The organism is Streptococcus mitis bv. 2 str. SK95, assembly GCF_000222705.1.
Taxonomy (GTDB): domain Bacteria; phylum Bacillota; class Bacilli; order Lactobacillales; family Streptococcaceae; genus Streptococcus; species Streptococcus mitis_AY.
Window position 1 is genome coordinate 13,168 of the sequence record NZ_AFUB01000055.1, and the last position, 19,159, is coordinate 32,326.

Sequence of the window (19,159 nt, forward strand, 5' to 3'; positions counted from 1 at the left end):
CAAAAATCCTCCAGATTCTACCTCTGAAGGATTCATTTCTTATTTCACAACGATATTAACGAGTTTAGTTGGCTCAAACAGTTTGGGAAACTGTTTGAGGTTGCAAATGAGCAAATAAATTGGTTATTTCACAACAATATTAACCAATTTATTTGGTACACTAATCACCTTAACGATTTCCTTACCGTCAATTTCTGCCTTGACTTTTTCGTCAGCGAGAGCAATTTCTTGCAATTCTTCGCGTGATAGGTCTTTAGCGACCATGAGTTTGGCACGAACTTTTCCTTTGATTTGAACGACGATTTCGATTTCGTCTTCGACCAATTTACTTTCGTCCCATGCTGGCCAAGCCACGTAAGAGATGGACTCACCTGTTGCTGCAACAGTTTGCCATAGTTCTTCTGCCAAGTGAGGTGCAAATGGGGCGATCAATTGGATAAAGCCTTTGGCATAGTCCACATAGAGCTTTTCTTCCTTGTTAGCCGCATTGACAAAGACCATAAGTTGGGCAATGGCTGTGTTGAATTTCATAGACTCGATTTGCTCAGTGACAGATTTGACTGTTTCATTGTAGACCTTGTCAAGAGCGCCATTATTTTCCGCAGCGATTTCTTTACTTGTAATCAAACGGTAAACACGGTCAAGGAACTTACGGCTTCCTTCCAAACCTTCTTCAGACCAAGCAATCGAAGCATCAAGCGGTCCCATGAACATTTCATAGACACGAAGGGTATCAGCACCGTATTGCTCTACTACGTCGTCTGGATTGACAACGTTCTTAAGGGATTTAGACATCTTGGCTGGCGCTTGCTCCAATTCTTCCCCCGTTTCCACATGGAAAAAGGAACCGTCACGTTTTTCAACCTTATCAGTTGCCACAAGAGCACCACGGTGGTCACGGTAGCTTGTTCCCAAAATCATTCCTTGGTTAAAGAGTTTTTGGAATGGTTCCTTAGTCGGAACAACACCGAGGTCATAGAGGAATTTGTGCCAGAAACGAGCGTAAAGCAAGTGAAGTACAGCATGCTCTGCTCCACCCACGTAGATATCTACTGGCAACCATTGTTTGAGGAGGTCCTCATCTGCCAATTTCTCAGTGTTATGTGGATCAATATAGCGGAGGTAGTACCAACTTGAACCAGCCCACTGTGGCATGGTGTTGGTTTCACGACGACCTTTGACACCATCTTCACGAGTCACTTCAAGCCAGTCTGTCAAGTTAGCTAGCGGACTCTCACCAGTACCTGAAGGGCGGATATCCTTGGTTACTGGCAAGACAAGTGGCAATTCACTTTCAGGAACAGCTGTTAAAGTCCCATCTTCCCAATGAATGATTGGAATTGGTTCACCCCAATAACGTTGACGGCTAAAGAGCCAGTCGCGGAGACGGTAGGTGACCTTCTCTTGACCACAACCTGCTTCTTCCAACCAAGCGACAATCTTGGCGATAGCATCTTCTTTATTAAGTCCGTTCAAGAAGTCCGAGTTGATGTGAAGTCCATCTTCAGTATAGGCAGCTTCTTCAACGTTTCCACCTTCTAGCACTTCTACGATTGGAAGGTCAAATTGTTTGGCAAATTCCCAGTCACGTTGGTCATGGGCTGGCACAGCCATGACAGCACCTGTTCCATAGCTAGCAAGAACATAGTCGGCAATCCAGATTGGGATTTCTTTGCCATTGACAGGGTTGATGGCATAAGCACCAGTCCAAACCCCTGTTTTTTCCTTGGCAAGGTCGGTACGAGCCAAGTCTGACTTGAGGCTGGCTTGATGTTTGTAGTCTGCTACGGCTTCAGCTTGTTCTGGACTGACGATAGCATCTACCAAATCATGCTCAGGAGCCAAGACCGTGAAAGTCGCACCGAAAAGGGTGTCCGGACGAGTGGTAAATACTGTGAATTCCTTATCCGTACCTTTTACCTTGAAGGTTACATTGGCACCAGTTGATTTCCCGATCCAGTTACGTTGCATGTCCTTGATAGACTCTGGCCAGTCCAGGTCATCCAAGTCAGTCAGCAAGCGCTCAGCATAGGCAGTAATTTTGAGCATCCATTGGCGCATTGGTTTGCGGACAACTGGATAACCTCCACGCTCAGAAGTTCCGTCAGGAAGGACCTCTTCGTTGGCGATGGCCGTTCCCAATTCTTCTACCCAGTTTACTGGCACTTCCGCTTCATAGGCCAAACCTTTTTCGTAGAGCTTGGTGAAGATCCACTGAGTCCACTTGTAGTAGTTTGGATCTGTTGTATTGACTTCACGATCCCAGTCGTAAGAAAATCCAAGCGCATTGATTTGGCGTTTGAAGTTAGCAATATTTTCCGCTGTAAATTCAGCTGGGTCATTCCCCGTATCCATGGCGTATTGCTCTGCAGGCAATCCAAAGGCATCCCACCCCATTGGGTGAAGGACATTGTAGCCTTGCGCACGTTTGTAACGGCTAAGAATATCCGTTGCTGTATAGCCTTCTGGATGTCCTACGTGCAATCCAGCTCCTGAAGGATATGGGAACATATCGAGGGCATAGAACTTCGGTTTAGAGGCATCTGTTCCTGTCTTAAATGTATGATGTTGAGCCCAGTAGCCTTGCCACTTGGGCTCAATTTCCTTATGATTGTAAAAACTCATGCTATTTCTCCAATTTTATGATGTTACTATTATACCATTTTTGGGGGAATTTGAAAGTCGAGAAAGAATCTTTTCCCCTCCATTATCAAGAAAGATTGGCTCTGAAAACACTCTTACTAAGCTGAATAAAAAAATAGCTCCTATACGAAGCTATCTTGATCAATGCTTACTTTCTTCCATCTTCTCACGTCCTAGCTCTCGGTAACTACGGTCACCAACAACTTCTACGCTAAACTGGCCGTCCTCATATTCTAGGATGGTCACACTACCATTATCCAGACCATGCGGATGCATGCCATTGATCAGATACACAATGGTACCAATCGTCATTCCATGACTGACAACAAGGGCATTCCCACCACCGTGTTCTTCCATTTCTTTGGCAATCGATTCAAATCCTTCCTTGATTCGACCACTGAGTTTTTCCCAGCCTTCAGCCCAACCAGCAGTATCAACCTCTACCAAACCTTCTGCTAGCTCTGCATAGGATAACTGATGAACATGATCCACCTTGAAAACACGAGGAATGACCCCCATAAAGAGATCCCCATCATAGGCCCCATCAAAACTACCAAAGCACCACTCACGGATGCGCTTATCCATACGGTAAGGGATTTTCCCCTGCAAGCCCAGTTCTTCTAGGATAATTCCCATCGTCTGGATAGTACGCCCTGAATCACTGGAATAAGCTCGGTCAAACTGCAAACCAGACTCTCTCAAGCCAATTCCTAACTCATGAATCCCCAACTCACCTTCTGCTGTCAGAGGTGTATCACTCCATCCTTGAGCACGTCCAATCGTGTTAAACATGGTTTTCCCATGACGAACCAAGTACAATCTTACTTTAGACATTTTCTATCCTCCATTTTCTTCTATTATATCATGGATCAAAGAAATATTCGGCTTTCAAAAGCAAAGCCTGCTCTCCTAATTTTGCCACAAGAAAAGCTACCCTAACGGTAGCTTTCCTAGGAGATTATTATGAAAAAGTTTAGGATTCTAATTAAATAAAGTTAGGAGATCTTTATTTAATGATTATAGTATACACAGTCATCCTTAAACTCAACTTAAATTCTCTCTCCTTTTTATTAATTTTTAAAACTATGGATTGGAGCTGGGATTTGACCTCCACGAGAGATGAAATCGACAGATGAAGCCCCGTTGACTTTCATAACTGGCGCTGTTCCTAGCAATCCACCAAACTCAATCATATCGCCTTCTTTGCCCTTTGGAATAATACGGACGGCCGTTGTTTTCATATTAATGACACCGATTGCCGCCTCATCCGCAATCATCGCCGCAATGGTTTCAGCAGGCGTATCTTCTGGAATAGCAATCATGTCCAGTCCAACAGAACAAATAGCCGTCATGGCCTCTAGTTTCTCTAAATTCAGAGAACCATTTTGCACCGCAGCAATCATACCCTCGTCTTCAGAAACAGGGATAAAAGCCCCTGACAAGCCACCAACCTGGTTACAAGCCATAACTCCGCCCTTTTTAACTTGATCATTCAAAAGAGCGAGTGCAGCAGTCGTCCCATGTGTACCAACTGTTTCTAGGCCCATTTCCTCCAGTACTCGAGCCACAGAATCACCAACTGCAGGAGTTGGCGCCAAACTTAGGTCTACGATTCCAAAGTCAACACCAAGGCGTTCGCTCGCCATTTGACCAACCAATTGACCAATACGAGTAATCTTAAAGGCTGTTTTTTTGACTGTCTCAGCTACTACATCAAAACTCTGACCACGAACCTTTTCTAAGGCACGCTTGACAACACCAGGACCCGAAACACCAACATTAATGATAACATCTGCTTCTCCAACACCATGGAAAGCCCCCGCCATAAAAGGATTGTCCTCAACAGCGTTAGCAAATACGACCAACTTGGCCGCACCCATATCTGATAATGCAGCTGTTTCCTTGATAATACGTCCCATATCTGCGACCGCAGTCATGTTGATACCTGACTTGGTTGAGCCGATATTGACTGACGAACAAACCTTGTCCGTTTCTGCTAGAGCACGTGGGATAGAATTGATGAGAATCTCATCTCCTTTTTGGTATCCTTTTTGTACCAAGGCCGAAAAACCACCAATAAAGTCAACACCAATCTCCTTGGCAGCCTTGTCAAGTGCCTTTGCCAAAACAACATAGTCTGTCGCATCAGTCGCTGCTCCAATCAAGGAAATCGGAGTCACCGATACTCGTTTATTGACAATAGGAATCCCTAATTCTGCAGCAATTTCATCTCCTACAGTCACAAGATCTGCCGCTTTAGTTGTGATTTTTTTGTAAATTTTTTCAGCGGCACGTTCGATATCTGGGTCAATACAGTCCAAAAGGGAAATCCCCATAGTGATGGTTCTGATATCAAAATTCTGCTCTTCAATCATAGCGATGGTTTCAGTAACTTGTCTAATATCCATGATACCCTCCTAGATATTGTACATAGCATCAAAAATCGCTGCACTTTGAATATTGATTTTAACATTCAAGGTCTGTCCGAAAGTTTCAAACTCATTTCGAAGAGTTGTAAAATCTTGTTTTACATCACTAGATACGACTGCCATCATGGTAAAATACTCATCCAGTACTGTTTGAGAAATATCATCAATATTCAAACCCAATTCTGCAATTTTAGTAGACACGCCTGCAACAATACCAGCCTTGTCCTTGCCAACCACTGTAATAATAGCCTTCATCCTTATACCCCATTTCTACGATTATTAGAAAACCTGAACGTTTTTGATTTTCTTTTTCCTTAGTATAGCATATTTACGTAAAAATTACTAAAAAACGCCTGCTTACGAAGTTGTTCTTAAACAAAAAACAATTTCGTAAACAAGCGTCTACCCTATCAAATGATGATGAGTGTTCCCGCTGGGACCGAAGTCCCAGCGGTAGACCAGAGCTAGACTAAGAGCACAAGACTCCATCATCATAACACTCAACAAAATTGATGATTTTATACTAATTCGATGATCGCCATTGGCGCAGCATCACCACGACGTGGTTCAGTTTTAAGGATACGAGTGTATCCACCGTTACGTTCAGCATAACGAGGTGCGATTTCTGAGAACAATTTTTGAAGTGCTGTAGTAGAAGTGTACTTATCAGTTGCTTCATCATAGTTTTCAGATGCGATTTCATTACGTACGAAAGCAGCTGCTTGACGACGTGCATGCAAATCACCACGTTTACCTAAAGTAATCATTTTTTCAACAGTTTTACGGATTTCTTTAGCACGAGCTTCAGTTGTCACGATTGATTCGTTGATCAAAAGGTCAGTTGTCAAATCGCGAAGCATTGCTTTACGTTGTGAGCTAGTGCGTCCTAGTTTACGGTAAGCCATGTATTCCTCCTTTATTTATCTTTTAATCCAAGACCCAAGTCAATGAGTTTGAGTTTCACTTCTTCCAAACTCTTGCGTCCAAGATTTCGTACTTTCATCATCTCTGCTTCAGATTTTTCTGTCAAATCATGCACAGTATTGATACCGGCACGTTTCAAACAGTTGTATGAACGCACAGACAAGTCCAGTTCCTCAATCGTCCGATCCAAAATACGATCGTCAGATTCAGTATCAGCTTCTTTCATCACTTCTGCAGATTTAGCAATCTCTGTAAGATTTGTAAACAAATCAAGATGTTCTGTCAAGATACGTGCTGAAAGCCCTAAAGCATCTTCTGGAATGATTGTTCCATTAGTCAAGATTTCAAGGGTTAATTTGTCAAAGCCATCGTTGCTACCTACACGAGCAGGCTCTACTTGATAGTTGACTTTTGTAACTGGTGTATAAATAGAATCTACAGCAAGTGTTCCAACTGGTGCATTATCTTTTTTGTTTTCATCAGCAGGTACATATCCACGACCACTGTTAACAGTCATTGTCGCTTTTAGAGAAGAACCTTCACTGATTGTAAAGAGATAATGATCTGGATTTACAATTTCAATATCACTGTCAGTCAAAATGTCTCCAGCCGTAATTTCAGCAGGACCTTCAACGTCAAGTTCAATGATTTTTTCGTCTTCAACGTATGATTTCACTGCAATCCCTTTAATGTTCAGAATGATTTGCATCACGTCTTCACGAACACCTGGAACTGTGTCAAACTCATGCAAGACACCTTCAATGTTGATAGATGTCACTGCTGCTCCTGGTAGAGAAGCTAGTAGTACACGACGAAGAGAGTTACCAAGAGTTGTACCGTAGCCACGTTCAAGTGGTTCGATTACAAACTTGCCATAATCTTTATTTTCATCAATTTTTGTTATATTTGGTTTTTCAAACTCGATCATTTAGTTACTCCCTCTTAAACGAAAAGCAGTGTAATGCAATGATTATACACGGCGACGTTTTGGAGGACGAGCACCATTGTGTGGCACTGGAGTCACATCACGAATTGCTGTTACTTCAAGACCAGCGGCAGCAAGCGCACGAATAGCTGACTCACGACCAGAACCTGGACCTTTTACAGTAACTTCAACTGATTTAAGACCGTGTTCTTGTGCAGATTTAGCAGCAGCTTCAGAAGCCATTTGAGCAGCGAATGGTGTAGATTTACGAGAACCTTTGAAACCAAGAGCACCAGCTGATGACCAAGCGATTGCATTACCATGCACATCAGTAATCATAACAATAGTGTTATTAAATGTAGCGTGAATATGAGCAATACCAGATTCGATATTCTTTTTCACACGACGTTTACGTGTTGGTTTAGCCAAGACTTTTACCTCCTATATTATTTTTTCTTACCAGCAATCGCAACAGCTTTACCTTTACGAGTGCGAGCGTTGTTTTTAGTGTTTTGTCCACGGACAGGAAGTCCACGACGGTGACGAATACCACGGTAAGAACCGATTTCCATCAAACGTTTGATGTTCAAGTTTACTTCACGACGAAGGTCACCTTCAACTTTGATTGCATCCACTTCACGACGGATAGCATCTTCTTGATCTGATGTAAGGTCACGTACACGAACATCTTCTGAGATTCCAGCAGCAGCCAAAATTTTCTTAGATGTTGCAAGTCCGATACCATAAACGTAAGTCAATGAGATTACTACGCGTTTGTCATTTGGAATGTCAACTCCAGCAATACGAGCCATGTTTTCTCCTTTCTATCTTATCCTTGACGTTGTTTGTGTTTTGGATTTGCTGGGCAAATTACCATAACACGACCATTACGACGAATTACTTTACAGTATTCGCAAATTGGTTTGACCGATGGTCTTACTTTCATTTCTTATCCCTCCAAGTTTTTCGATTATTTAAAGCGGTAAGTGATACGTCCACGTGTCAAGTCATATGGACTCATCTCGACAGTAACACGATCTCCCGCTAAAATACGAATATAGTTTTTACGAATTTTACCAGAAACTGTTGCTAAAATCTGATGTCCATTTTCAAGTTCAACCGTAAACATTGCGTTAGGCATTGTATCGACTACTTTGCCTTCAACTTCAATCACATCGTCTTTTGCCACGCAAAAGCACCTCCATAAATTTCGATTCGATGCCTCTAAACACAGAGACAACAATTATAAGTCAGACTATTTCAGTATAACATTTGTAGCGATTTTTTGCAAGTGTGAAAAACGCTTTATTTCAAATTTGTCAATACTTTTTCGATGTCTTTAAACACATCGTTGATATCTTGATTTCCTTCGATATCGTGGACCAAACCTTTGGCACGATAGTGAGCAATGATTGGTTCACCTTGTGCGATATTCACATCCAAACGACGTTTAACAGTCTCAGGTTTGTCATCTTCACGTTGGTAGTAATCTTCTTCTTTGTAGTCAACTGGTGGGTTGAAAACTTTGTGGAAGGTTTCGCCTGTTTCGCGGTGGATGATACGACCACTCAAACGTTCCAAGAGACAATCTGGATTCACTTCGATGTTAATCACACCTTCAAGTTCGATACCAAGTTCAGCCAATGTTTTGTCCAAAGCATGGGCTTGTTCAATTGTGCGTGGGTAACCATCCAACAAGAAGCCTGTTTCTTTGATATCATCCTGTGAAAGGCGCTCTTTAACGATTCCATTTGTGACCTCATCTGGAACCAACTCACCTTTGTCAATGTATGACTTTGCGAGTACACCCATTTCAGTTTGATTTGCCATAGCAGCACGGAACATATCTCCAGTTGAAATGTGTGCCACGTGGAATTGTTCCACAATTTTAGCTGCTTGCGTTCCCTTACCTGCTCCAGGTAAGCCCATAATCAAAAGATTCATGATCTGATCTCCTTATTTTGTATTTAAATAGAAGCAGAAAGTTTGTTTCAACCCCTATTTAAAAACAAAATAGAAGAGGGGAGATGAAAATCTATCTTTCTAGATAGACCTTCATACTCCACTCCCTAAGCAAAAGTAATCTTGCTTTTATTCTGTTTTGTCCATGAAACCAACATACTTACGTTTCAATAGGTAACCTTCTAGCTGTTTGATGCCTTCAATACCTGTCGAAATAATGATCAAAAGACTAGTTCCCCCAAAAGCAACGGCTTCTGAAAGACCAAAGACATCTTTTGCTACAATCGGCAAGATTGAAATCACACCAAGGAAAAGGGAACCGACTGTTGCAAGGCGACGAAGAAGTTTTGACATAAACTCTTCCGTTCCTTTACCTGGACGGACACCATGGATATAGGCTCCGCTCTTTTGCAAGTTTTCTGCTGCTTTCTCTGGATTGATCTGTACAAATGTATAGAAGAATGTAAAGAGAATAATCAGCAGTGCATACATGGCAACACCTGTTGGAGATGTTGTAGATAACATTTCCTGTGCTGTACGTACCCAAGCCCAATCATGACCTGTAGCGCTGACAAACTGAAGAATAGCCGCAGGTGCTGCTGTAATGGAACTTGCAAAGATAACTGGGATAACACCAGCAGGATTGACCTTCAAAGGAAGGTAAGAACTGGATGGAGCACCTTGAGCAACTTTTGTATATTGGATCGGAATTTTATATTCTGCCTGTTGTACATATGTTGTAAAGTATACAATCAACAAGACAGCGATAATGAGAATAACGACAAATATAATAGATGACGTCAACCGATCACTTGGAATATTGACAAAATAGTCCTCATAGATACCATGAATCATCTCTGGAATTGAAGCCACAATCCCTGCAAAGATAATCATAGACACCCCGTTACCATATCCCTTATCAGTGATTTGCTCCCCTAGCCAAGTAACAATCATAGTACCTGCAGTCAGGATAATACCAATCGTAACAAAGACTTGAGGGGTTAGATCTGTCGTTAATAATTTTGCACCAGATAGAGTATTAAAACCAGCAGTGATTCCGATTGATTGCACAAACGCAAGTACAAGCGCAATATAACGAGTCGCTTGGTTTATCTTTCTCCGTCCTACTTCCCCCTGCTTGCCCCACTCTACAAACTTTGGAACAATATCCATTTGTAGCAATTGAACAACGATGGAAGCTGTGATATACGGACTCACACCGAGTGCAAAAACCGAGAAGTTCTTCATGGCATTCCCTGAAACTAAACTAAGCATGTTTAAGAAGGATAATCCACTCAAAGCTTCCAGACTTTTTGCATTCACACCTGGTACAGTAATACTAGTCCCGATACGGAAGACAAGTATGATAAAAATCGTAAAGAGAATTTTTGATCGTACTTTCTTAACCTTGAGGGCCTCTTTTAATAATTTAAAAAACATAGGTCACCTCTCTAGATGACTTCTACTGAACCACCTTTAGCAGTGATAGCTTCTTCAGCTGTTTTTGAGAATTTAGCTGCTTTCACAGTCAACTTCTTAGTCAACTCACCGTTACCAAGAATTTTAACGCCTGATTTTTCAGCCTTTACAATTCCTGCTTCGATAAGAACAACTGGAGTAACTTCAGTACCATCTTCAAAAACGTTCAATTGATCAAGATTTACAATTGCGTATTCTTTAGCGTTGATGTTAGTGAATCCACGTTTTGGAAGACGACGGAACAATGGAGTTTGTCCACCTTCAAAACCAAGGCGAACTCCGCCACCGCTACGAGCTTTTTGACCTTTTTGACCGCGACCAGATGTTTTACCGTTACCTGATGAAGTACCACGACCAACACGGTTACGTACTTTACGAGAACCTTCTGCAGGTTTCAATTCATGAAGTTTCATTATTTTTTCTCCTCTTTTGTAAAATGCTAGCGCCGATAAGAGAGAAAAGGTTGTCTCCCTTATCAACTCGCCTATACATTCGTCATCTTAGATGACTATATCTAGTTTTAGGGGATAAGTATTGCCACATCCCCTAAAAATTCATTAGTTTACTTCTTCAACTGTTACCAAGTGAGATACTGCAGTGATCATACCACGGATAGCAGCGTTGTCTTCTTTGATAACAGAGCTGTTCAATTTGCCAAGTCCAAGTGCTACAACAGTTTTACGTTGTGATGGAATGCGTCCGATTGGAGACTTAGTCAAAGTAATTTTAATTTGAGCCATTTTATCCCCTTTCTTATGCCAAATCAGAAACTGAAATACCACGAAGGGCAGCAACTTCTTCAGCGCGTTTCAATTGTTTCAAACCTTCAACAGTTGCACGAACAATGTTGATTGGAGTGTTAGAACCAAGTGATTTAGATGTAATATCTGCCACACCTGCCAATTCCACAACGGCACGAACTGCACCACCAGCGGCAACTCCAGAACCTTCTACAGCAGGTTTCAACAATACTTTAGCTCCACCAAATTCTGAAAGAACTTCGTGTGGGATTGTTGTTCCAACCATAGGAACTTCAATCAAGTTTTTCTTAGCATCTTCTACTGCTTTACGGATTGCTTCTGGAACTTCTTGAGCTTTACCAGTACCAAATCCTACGCGACCATTGTGGTCACCAACAACAACAAGAGCTGCGAAACGAAGACGACGTCCACCTTTAACAACTTTTGTAACACGGTTGACAGCAACTACGCGTTCTTCTAATTCAACTGCATTGTCTTTAAATGCCATTTTCTAGTGTCCTCCTATTAGAATTTCAATCCGTTTTCACGAGCTGCATCAGCCAAAGCTTTCACACGTCCGTGATATAGATATCCACCGCGGTCGAACACCACTTCTGAAATACCTTTAGCGTTTGCACGTTCTGCAACGAGTTTACCGACAGTAACGGCTTGTTCAGTTTTAGTTCCTTTTGAAACTTCTTTGTCAAGAGTTGAAGCACTTGCGAGCGTTACACCCGCTACGTCATCAATCACTTGAGCGTAGATGCCTGTATTAGAACGGAATACGTTCAAACGTGGGCGATCAGCAGTTCCAGAGAGTTTTCCGCGAACGCGACGATGGCGTTTTTGGCGGAGTTTGTTTTTATCTGGTTTAGAAATCACAGTTTTCACCTCTTTAGTTTTAAATCGTGTGCTATGCACAAAGTTGGAAAATAGGTCGGTGGTTGAAGATCAACCACTCAACATTATTTACCTGTTTTACCTTCTTTAAGACGAACGTATTCGCCAACGTAACGGATACCTTTACCTTTATATGGTTCTGGTGAGCGAAGGCTACGTACGTAAGCAGCTGTTTGACCAACTACTTCTTTTGAAATTCCGCTGATAACGATTGTTGTTGGGTTTGGAAGTTCAAAAGTAATTCCTTCTGGAGCTTCAACTTCGTCTGGATGAGATTTACCAACAGCCAAAACAAGTTTTTTTCCTTGAAGTTGTGCACGGTAACCAACCCCACGCATTTCAAGTTCTTTCTTGAATCCTTCTGATACACCAACAACCATGTTGTTCAAAAGGGCACGAGTAGTTCCGTGGATTGTTTTCATTTCTTTTGAATCGTTTGGACGGTGAAGAGTTACTTCAGTACCTTCCACACGGATTTCAATATCTTTTGAGAACTCACGAGTAAGTTCTCCTTTAGGTCCTTTTACAGTTACAACGTTGTCATTGTTAGTGAGTTCAACACCAGCAGGCAACACGATAACTTTATTACCAATACGTGACATGTTTATTTTCTCCTGTTAAATTGTCAGGCCGTGATGGCCAGTTTTCACGGGGTTAAATCGATTTCTCGATTTAAAGGAACATTTAGGTTTCAATTTCAAAGTGAATCTAGGCATCGTCTCGCAGGCATAACTTTAGGTTAGGCAAGAGACGATAACGAAGAGGCACAAAGAAATTGGGAGCTAAATATTACCAAACGTAAGCGATAACTTCCCCACCAACATTCTTTTGGCGTGCTTCTTTATCAGTAAGCAAACCTTCAGATGTTGAAAGGATAGCAATTCCAAGTCCGTTAAGAACTTTTGGAAGATCTTCACGTTTTTTGTAGACACGAAGTCCTGGTTTAGAAACACGTTTCAAGTTAGTGATAACTTTTTCACCGTTTGGTCCATATTTAAGAAATACACGGATGATGCCTTGTTTGTCATCTTCGATGATTTCTACGTTCTTAACAAAACCTTCGCGTTTAAGGATTTCAGCAATCCCTTTTTTGATGTTTGATGCAGGTACTTCAAGTACTTCGTGTTTCGCTTGGTTAGCGTTACGAATACGAGTTAGGAAGTCTGCGATTGGGTCAGTCATAACCATTTTTTATTCTCCTCTTACTAGTAGTTTGCAAGTCGCACTTGCTAGTTAATGATTGAGCTGTGCTCAGATAGTATTGACACATTCAAATGAGATAACTCTTATTTGAACACGAGCTACAACCTAGGCAAAAAAGATAGATTTGTTTTGGAGCATCGCTCCTACACCAAATCTCCTATTTTTGCTGTGGTTGTTACGCTCTTTGTATCATGATATTACCAAGATGCTTTTGTTACACCAGGAATTTGTCCTTTGTAAGCTAATTCACGGAAGCAAACACGGCAAAGTTTAAATTTGCGGTAAACTGAATGTGGACGACCACATTTTTCACAACGAGTATAAGCTTGAGTAGAGAACTTCGCTGGACGTTTGTTCTTAGCAATCATTGATTTTTTAGCCATTAGATTTACCTCCTATATTATTTTGCAAAAGGCATTCCAAGGCCTGTAAGCAATGCACGTGACTCTTCGTCAGTGTTAGCAGTTGTTACGATAACGATGTCAAGACCACGAGTTTTGTCAACGTCATCGAAGTTGATTTCTGGGAAGATCAATTGTTCTTTCACACCAAGTGTGTAATTCCCGCGTCCGTCAAATGATTTTGTTGGAACACCGTGGAAGTCACGCACACGTGGAAGTGAAACTGAAACCAATTTATCCAAGAATTCGTACATACGTTCACCACGAAGGGTAACTTTTGCACCGATCGCAACACCTTCACGAAGACGGAAGCCGGCGATTGATTTTTTAGCTTTAGTGATAAGTGGTTTTTGACCTGAGATAAGTGCCAATTCTTCAGCAGCTTTTTCAAGGCTTTTAGCATTTGATACAGCTTCACCAACACCCATGTTCAAAACGATCTTATCTACTTTAGGCACAGCCATCACTGATGAGTAGTTAAATTGTTCTGTCAAAGCAGGAACTACTTCATTAAGATATTTTTCTTTTAAACGATTTGCCATTATACTTCTCCTTTCCTTCGTGATTAATCAAGCACTTCGCCTGATTTTTTGTTGTAGCGAACTTTCTTACCGTCTACAAATTTGTAACCAACACGACCAGCTACACCGTTTTTGTCCAATACTTGAACGTTTGATACGTGGATAGCTGCTTCTTTCTCGATGATACCACCTTGAGGAAGTTCGTTAGTTGGACGTTGGTGTTTCTTAACGATGTTCACACCTTCAACGATAACTTTGTTTACTTTTGGAAGGGCAGTAAGGACAACAGCTTCTGTTCCCTTATCTTTACCAGCGATTACGCGAACTTTGTCGCCTTTTTTTACAAACATTAGATTTCTCCTTGATTTTTCTTACGCCCATAAGGGCACCCTGGAGGTAAATCCAGGGGACTAGTTTGTTTTTACTCTGCGAAAATCAAAGCAATTCTTCGTCAGTTTCAACTCACCTAACTCAAGTTATGCTTTCGTTTCACTTCCTAGACTTGTTTCAATTTTCTTTGAGCAATCAATTAAAGTACTTCTGGAGCAAGTGACACGATCTTCATGAAGCCACCTTCACGCAATTCACGTGCAACTGGGCCAAAGATACGTGTTCCGCGAGGAGTTTTGTCTTCACGGATTATAACTGCTGCATTTTCGTCAAATTTGATGTATGAACCATCAGCACGACGAGCACCTGATTTAGTACGAACGATAACAGCTTTTACAACGTCACCTTTTTTAACCGCACCACCAGGAGTAGCTTGTTTTACAGATGCCACAATGACATCACCGATGTTCGCAAATTTACGTTTAGAACCACCAAGAACTTTGATAGTCAAGATTTCGCGCGCACCGCTGTTGTCTGCGACTTTCAAACGAGTTTCTGTTTGAATCATTTCAGTTTTCTCCTTTCAGGTTTGATTAGATGATGACCGCTTCTTCAACAACTTCTACAAGACGGAAACGTTTTGTAGCTGAAAGCGGACGAGTTTCCATGATACGTACGATATCGCCTTCTTTGGCAACATTGTTTTCATCATGTGCTTTGTATTTTTTAGAGTAGTTAATACGTTTACCATAGACTGGGTGGTTACGTTTTGTTTCAACTACAACTGTGATTGTCTTGTCCATTTTGTCAGATACAACACGTCCAACAAGAACTTTACGATTATTGCGTTCCATTGAAATTTCTCCTTCCCTAGTCTATTATTTCGCTTCAGATTGAACTGTTTTGATACGAGCGATTTGTTTTTTAACTTCTTTCAAGCGAGCTGTTTGTTCCAATTGGCCAGTAGCAGCTTGGAAACGAAGTTCAAACAATTCTTTTTTCAATTCGTTTTCGCGCTTCGCGAGTTCTTCTTGAGAAAGACCACGAAGTTCTTTAACAAATTCTTTTACTTCATTAAGTTTCATGCCTTCTCCTTATTCTGCTTCACGTTTTACGAATTTACATTTAACTGGCAATTTGTGGCTAGCAAGACGAAGCGCTTCGCGAGCGATCTCTTCAGATACACCAGCAACTTCAAACATCACTTTACCACGTTTAACTGGTGCTACCCAACCTTCAGGTGCCCCTTTACCAGATCCCATACGCACACCGATAGCTTTAGCAGTGTATGATTTGTGTGGGAAGATTTTAATCCAAACTTTACCACCACGTTTCATGTAACGAGTCATGGCGATACGAGCAGCTTCGATTTGGCGGTTAGTGATCCAGTGGCTAGTTGTAGCTTGAAGACCGTATTCACCGAAAGCTACTTCTTTTCCACCTTTTGCTTCACCGCGCATTTTTCCACGGAATTCACGACGGTGTTTAACACGTTTAGGTACTAACATTGGTTATTTACCTCCTTTAGTGTTTTTACGAGCTGGAAGAACTTCACCACGGTAGATCCATACTTTAACACCAAGTTTACCGTATGTAGTATCTGCTTCTTCCCAAGCGTAATCGATATCTGCACGAAGTGTGTGAAGTGGAACAGTTCCTTCAGAGTATCCTTCAGCACGGGCGATATCTGCACCGTTCAAACGACCTGATACTTGAGTTTTGATTCCTTTAGCTCCAGCACGCATTGCACGTTGGATTGCTTGTTTTTGTGCACGACGGAAAGCAACACGTTGCTCCAATTGACGAGCAATTCCTTCACCTACAAGATGAGCATCCAAATCAGGTTGTTTGATTTCGATGATGTTGATGTGTACTTGTTTTCCAGTCAATTTGTTAAGTTTTGCACGGAGTGCATCAACGTTAGCACCACCTTTACCGATAACCATACCTGGTTTAGCAGTGTGAAGTGAAACGTTAACTTTGTTTACTGCGCGTTCGATTTCGATAGTTGAAACTGCTGCGTCAGCAAGTTCTTTTTGAACGAATTTACGGATTGCAAGATCTTCATGAAGGTAATCCGCGTATTCTTTTTCAGCATACCATTTGGCATCCCAATCACGGATGATGCCGACACGCATACCAATTGGATGTACTTTTTGACCCACGATGTTACCTCCTTATTTTTCTGCAACAGCTACAGTGATGTGAGCTGTACGTTTGTTGATTGGTGAAGCTGAACCTTTCGCACGTGGACGGAAACGTTTCATAGTTGGTCCTTCGTTTGCGAATGCTTCAGATACTACCAAGTTAGCTTTATCCAAACCAAAGTTGTTTTCAGCGTTAGCTACAGCTGAGTTCAAAACTTTCAAGATGATTTCAGCAGCTTTGTTTGGAGTGAATGTCAAAATTGCAATAGCGTCGGCTACGCTTTTACCACGAATATTGTCAAGAACAAGACGTGATTTACGAGGTGAAACACGTACTGTACGAGCCATTGCTTTAGCTGAAGTAATTTCTGCCATTTATGTTCTCCTTATTTTCTACGTGTTTTCTTGTCGTCTGCAGCGTGACCTTTGTAAGTACGAGTTGGTGCGAATTCACCAAGTTTGTGACCTACCATGTCTTCTTGGATGTAAACAGGTACGTGTTTACGTCCGTCATAAACTGCAATAGTGTAACCAATGAAACTTGGGAAGATCGTTGAACGACGTGACCAAGTTTTGATAACTTTTTTCTTTTCGTCGTTAGCTTGAGCTTCAACTTTTTTCATCAAATGCTCATCGACGAAAGGTCCTTTTTTAAGACTGCGTCCCATTTTTATGTTTTCTCCTTTAAATGTTGTACCACAGCGGCTTGCGCTCACATGGAGCGCTACCGAGCTGGCGGATTATCTAGCGCTTATGCGACTAGTTTTAAATTATTTCTCGTTGCGACGACGAACGATAAGTTTGTCAGATTTCGCTTTCTTGTTACGAGTTTTAAGACCAAGAGCAGGTTTGCCCCATGGAGTAGATGGCGCTTTACGACCAACTGGTGCTTTACCTTCACCACCACCGTGTGGGTGATCGTTAGGGTTCATTACAGAACCACGAACTGTTGGGCGGATACCTTTCCAACGGCTACGTCCTGCTTTACCAAGGTTCACAAGCCCATGTTGTTCGTTTCCGACAACACCAACTGTAGCACGGCAAGTTCCAAGAATCATACGAACTTCACCTGATTGAAGACGAACAAGAACGTATTTACCTTCTTGACCCAATACTTGAGCAGAAGCTCCAGCTGCACGCACTAATTCTCCACCACGACCTGGTTTCAATTCGATGTTGTGGATCAAAGTACCAACTGGAATGTTAGCAAGTGGAAGAGCATTTCCGACTTTGATATCTGCTTCTGGGCCTGAAACGATACGTTGACCAACTTCAAGACCTTTTGGAGCGATGATGTATGCTTTCACACCGTCTGTGTAGTGTACAAGAGCGATGTTTGCAGAACGGTTTGGATCGTACTCGATAGTTTTAACAACTGCTTCAACGTTGTCTTTGTTACGTTTGAAGTCAACCAAACGGTAGAAACGTTTGTGCCCACCACCTTGGTGACGAACAGTGATACGACCGTTGTTGTTACGACCAGCCTTGTTCTTCAAAGCAACAAGCAATGATTTTTCAGGAGCGCTTGTTGTGATTTCAGCGAAATCCAAAGAAGTCATATTACGGCGACCGTTTGTTGTTGGTTTATAAACACGAATTCCCACGATATTTCCTCCTTAGATTATTCAGCTTCAGCAGCAAACAACTCGATTGCTTTTGAATCAGCTGTAAGTGTGATGATAGCTTTTTTAGTTTTGTTAGTAAAACCAGTGTAACGTCCAACACGTTTAGCTTTTGGTTTTACGTTGATTGTGTTAACGTTGGCAACTTTAACACCTTCGAAAGCAGCTTCAACAGCTTGCTTGATCAAAAGCTTGTGTGCACGAGTGTCAACTTCAAATACATATTTACCTGCTTCAAGTTGAGCCATTGAGTTTTCAGTGATGACAGGTTTTTTGATAACATCATACAAATTCATTATGCAAGAACCTCCTCGATTTTAGAGATAGCTGCTTGTGTGACAAGAAGTTTGTCGCTATTTGCGATGTCAAGAACACTTGCAGTTGTAGCAGTTGCAACTTTCACATTTGGAAGGTTACGAGCTGAAAGAGCTGCGAATTCATTTCCTTCTTCAAGGATAACAAGAACTTTAGAATCGATGCTCAATGCTGCAAGAACTTTTGCAAATTCAGCAGTTTTTGGAGCTGTAAATGAAAGAGCGTCTACAGCTACGAATTTGTTTTCAGCAACTTTTTCAGAGTAAACTGATTTAAGAGCTAGGCGACGAACTTTTTGTGGAAGTTTGTAGCCGTATGAACGTGGAGTTGGTCCGAAGACAACGCCACCACCACGCCATTGTGGTGAGCGGATAGAACCTTGACGAGCACGTCCAGTTCCTTTTTGACGCCATGGTTTGCGTCCACCACCTGATACTGCAGAGCGGTTTTTAACAGCGTGTGTTCCTTGACGAAGGCTTGCGCGTTGGCTGATGATCACATCAAACACAACTGATTCATTTGGTTCAATACCAAATACTGCATCGTTAAGAACAACTTGGCCAGCTTCTTTACCAGTTTGGTCAAATAATGTTACGTTTGCCATTGTGACTGATTTCC

General features: G+C 41.8%; 31 protein-coding genes. All 31 read right to left on the minus strand.

The annotated features are described in order from the left end of the window. Positions 1-123 precede the first annotated feature (123 nt). Positions 124-2,625 carry a leucine--tRNA ligase gene (gene leuS, locus HMPREF9965_RS10520; RefSeq protein WP_000011803.1) on the minus strand — a complete coding sequence of 834 codons (2,502 nt, stop codon included), beginning with the start codon at positions 2,623-2,625 and terminating at the stop codon, positions 124-126. A gap of 159 nt (positions 2,626-2,784) precedes the next feature. Next, the gene (locus tag HMPREF9965_RS10525) at positions 2,785-3,477 is read right to left on the minus strand and encodes a histidine phosphatase family protein (RefSeq protein ID WP_000049288.1); all 693 of its coding nucleotides are present in this window, start codon (positions 3,475-3,477) and stop codon (positions 2,785-2,787) included. A 236-nt stretch (positions 3,478-3,713) separates the two neighbouring features. Further along, complete coding sequence (locus HMPREF9965_RS10530; RefSeq protein WP_000354870.1) at positions 3,714-5,051, minus strand: PFL family protein; 1,338 nt, start codon at positions 5,049-5,051, stop codon at positions 3,714-3,716. A gap of 9 nt (positions 5,052-5,060) precedes the next feature. Then, entirely contained in the window at positions 5,061-5,327 is a 267-nt protein-coding gene (locus HMPREF9965_RS10535) for an ACT domain-containing protein (RefSeq protein ID WP_000644113.1), read from the minus strand. Positions 5,328-5,590: 263 nt separating this feature from the next. Then, positions 5,591-5,977, minus strand: a complete 387-nt coding sequence (rplQ, locus tag HMPREF9965_RS10540) for a 50S ribosomal protein L17 (RefSeq protein ID WP_000331493.1) — start codon at positions 5,975-5,977, stop codon at positions 5,591-5,593. A gap of 11 nt (positions 5,978-5,988) precedes the next feature. After that, the gene (locus HMPREF9965_RS10545; protein ID WP_000568994.1) at positions 5,989-6,924 is read right to left on the minus strand and encodes a DNA-directed RNA polymerase subunit alpha; all 936 of its coding nucleotides are present in this window, start codon (positions 6,922-6,924) and stop codon (positions 5,989-5,991) included. A 42-nt stretch (positions 6,925-6,966) separates the two neighbouring features. Next, a complete protein-coding gene (gene rpsK, locus HMPREF9965_RS10550; protein ID WP_001118385.1) occupies positions 6,967-7,350 on the minus strand; it encodes a 30S ribosomal protein S11 in 384 nt (127 codons plus the stop codon). A 17-nt stretch (positions 7,351-7,367) separates the two neighbouring features. Next, positions 7,368-7,733, minus strand: a complete 366-nt coding sequence (gene rpsM, locus HMPREF9965_RS10555; protein ID WP_000090781.1) for a 30S ribosomal protein S13 — start codon at positions 7,731-7,733, stop codon at positions 7,368-7,370. Between the two features lie 17 nt (positions 7,734-7,750). Further along, positions 7,751-7,867 (minus strand): 50S ribosomal protein L36, encoded by a 117-nt coding sequence (gene rpmJ, locus HMPREF9965_RS10560; RefSeq protein ID WP_001808836.1) that lies wholly within the window; start codon positions 7,865-7,867, stop codon positions 7,751-7,753. A 24-nt stretch (positions 7,868-7,891) separates the two neighbouring features. Further along, positions 7,892-8,110 carry a translation initiation factor IF-1 gene (gene infA / locus HMPREF9965_RS10565; RefSeq protein ID WP_001029883.1) on the minus strand — a complete coding sequence of 73 codons (219 nt, stop codon included), beginning with the start codon at positions 8,108-8,110 and terminating at the stop codon, positions 7,892-7,894. A gap of 116 nt (positions 8,111-8,226) precedes the next feature. Beyond that, positions 8,227-8,865 carry an adenylate kinase gene (locus tag HMPREF9965_RS10570; protein WP_001050433.1) on the minus strand — a complete coding sequence of 213 codons (639 nt, stop codon included), beginning with the start codon at positions 8,863-8,865 and terminating at the stop codon, positions 8,227-8,229. Between the two features lie 147 nt (positions 8,866-9,012). Then, positions 9,013-10,323: a preprotein translocase subunit SecY gene (gene secY, locus HMPREF9965_RS10575; protein ID WP_000465380.1), complete on the minus strand. Its 1,311-nt coding sequence runs from the start codon at positions 10,321-10,323 to the stop codon at positions 9,013-9,015. A gap of 11 nt (positions 10,324-10,334) precedes the next feature. Next, on the minus strand, positions 10,335-10,775 hold the full coding sequence (gene rplO / locus HMPREF9965_RS10580; RefSeq protein ID WP_000766092.1) for a 50S ribosomal protein L15: 441 nt from the start codon (positions 10,773-10,775) through the stop codon (positions 10,335-10,337). A 144-nt stretch (positions 10,776-10,919) separates the two neighbouring features. Beyond that, positions 10,920-11,102, minus strand: a complete 183-nt coding sequence (gene rpmD / locus HMPREF9965_RS10585) for a 50S ribosomal protein L30 (RefSeq protein WP_000057241.1) — start codon at positions 11,100-11,102, stop codon at positions 10,920-10,922. A gap of 13 nt (positions 11,103-11,115) precedes the next feature. Continuing rightward, positions 11,116-11,610: a 30S ribosomal protein S5 gene (gene rpsE, locus HMPREF9965_RS10590; protein WP_000874204.1), complete on the minus strand. Its 495-nt coding sequence runs from the start codon at positions 11,608-11,610 to the stop codon at positions 11,116-11,118. Positions 11,611-11,627: 17 nt separating this feature from the next. Beyond that, positions 11,628-11,984 carry a 50S ribosomal protein L18 gene (gene rplR, locus HMPREF9965_RS10595; RefSeq protein ID WP_004244055.1) on the minus strand — a complete coding sequence of 119 codons (357 nt, stop codon included), beginning with the start codon at positions 11,982-11,984 and terminating at the stop codon, positions 11,628-11,630. Positions 11,985-12,067: 83 nt separating this feature from the next. Then, positions 12,068-12,604, minus strand: coding sequence for a 50S ribosomal protein L6 (gene rplF / locus HMPREF9965_RS10600; RefSeq protein ID WP_000086638.1), 537 nt, complete (start codon positions 12,602-12,604; stop codon positions 12,068-12,070). A gap of 187 nt (positions 12,605-12,791) precedes the next feature. Further along, a complete protein-coding gene (gene rpsH / locus HMPREF9965_RS10605; protein ID WP_000245504.1) occupies positions 12,792-13,190 on the minus strand; it encodes a 30S ribosomal protein S8 in 399 nt (132 codons plus the stop codon). A 212-nt stretch (positions 13,191-13,402) separates the two neighbouring features. Next, positions 13,403-13,588 carry a type Z 30S ribosomal protein S14 gene (locus HMPREF9965_RS10610; RefSeq protein ID WP_001085697.1) on the minus strand — a complete coding sequence of 62 codons (186 nt, stop codon included), beginning with the start codon at positions 13,586-13,588 and terminating at the stop codon, positions 13,403-13,405. Positions 13,589-13,605: 17 nt separating this feature from the next. After that, positions 13,606-14,148 carry a 50S ribosomal protein L5 gene (gene rplE, locus HMPREF9965_RS10615; protein WP_000013542.1) on the minus strand — a complete coding sequence of 181 codons (543 nt, stop codon included), beginning with the start codon at positions 14,146-14,148 and terminating at the stop codon, positions 13,606-13,608. 23 nt (positions 14,149-14,171) lie between these two features. After that, positions 14,172-14,477 (minus strand): 50S ribosomal protein L24, encoded by a 306-nt coding sequence (gene rplX, locus HMPREF9965_RS10620; protein WP_000497691.1) that lies wholly within the window; start codon positions 14,475-14,477, stop codon positions 14,172-14,174. A gap of 179 nt (positions 14,478-14,656) precedes the next feature. Continuing rightward, positions 14,657-15,025 (minus strand): 50S ribosomal protein L14, encoded by a 369-nt coding sequence (gene rplN / locus HMPREF9965_RS10625; protein WP_000616548.1) that lies wholly within the window; start codon positions 15,023-15,025, stop codon positions 14,657-14,659. Between the two features lie 25 nt (positions 15,026-15,050). Continuing rightward, positions 15,051-15,311: a 30S ribosomal protein S17 gene (rpsQ, locus tag HMPREF9965_RS10630; RefSeq protein ID WP_000440801.1), complete on the minus strand. Its 261-nt coding sequence runs from the start codon at positions 15,309-15,311 to the stop codon at positions 15,051-15,053. A 24-nt stretch (positions 15,312-15,335) separates the two neighbouring features. Then, positions 15,336-15,542 (minus strand): 50S ribosomal protein L29, encoded by a 207-nt coding sequence (gene rpmC, locus HMPREF9965_RS10635; protein ID WP_000772918.1) that lies wholly within the window; start codon positions 15,540-15,542, stop codon positions 15,336-15,338. A 9-nt stretch (positions 15,543-15,551) separates the two neighbouring features. Then, positions 15,552-15,965, minus strand: coding sequence for a 50S ribosomal protein L16 (rplP, locus tag HMPREF9965_RS10640; RefSeq protein ID WP_000960948.1), 414 nt, complete (start codon positions 15,963-15,965; stop codon positions 15,552-15,554). Positions 15,966-15,968: 3 nt separating this feature from the next. Then, on the minus strand, positions 15,969-16,622 hold the full coding sequence (gene rpsC / locus HMPREF9965_RS10645) for a 30S ribosomal protein S3 (RefSeq protein WP_000529936.1): 654 nt from the start codon (positions 16,620-16,622) through the stop codon (positions 15,969-15,971). A 12-nt stretch (positions 16,623-16,634) separates the two neighbouring features. Continuing rightward, complete coding sequence (rplV, locus tag HMPREF9965_RS10650; protein WP_000818137.1) at positions 16,635-16,979, minus strand: 50S ribosomal protein L22; 345 nt, start codon at positions 16,977-16,979, stop codon at positions 16,635-16,637. A gap of 11 nt (positions 16,980-16,990) precedes the next feature. After that, positions 16,991-17,272 (minus strand): 30S ribosomal protein S19, encoded by a 282-nt coding sequence (gene rpsS / locus HMPREF9965_RS10655; RefSeq protein WP_000533766.1) that lies wholly within the window; start codon positions 17,270-17,272, stop codon positions 16,991-16,993. A gap of 102 nt (positions 17,273-17,374) precedes the next feature. Next, positions 17,375-18,208 carry a 50S ribosomal protein L2 gene (gene rplB, locus HMPREF9965_RS10660; protein ID WP_000512901.1) on the minus strand — a complete coding sequence of 278 codons (834 nt, stop codon included), beginning with the start codon at positions 18,206-18,208 and terminating at the stop codon, positions 17,375-17,377. A gap of 17 nt (positions 18,209-18,225) precedes the next feature. Next, entirely contained in the window at positions 18,226-18,522 is a 297-nt protein-coding gene (locus HMPREF9965_RS10665) for a 50S ribosomal protein L23 (RefSeq protein WP_001055345.1), read from the minus strand. Further along, positions 18,522-19,145: a 50S ribosomal protein L4 gene (gene rplD / locus HMPREF9965_RS10670; protein ID WP_000024537.1), complete on the minus strand. Its 624-nt coding sequence runs from the start codon at positions 19,143-19,145 to the stop codon at positions 18,522-18,524. Before rplD ends, HMPREF9965_RS10665 begins: the two co-directional genes overlap by 1 nt. Positions 19,146-19,159: the final 14 nt, after the last annotated feature.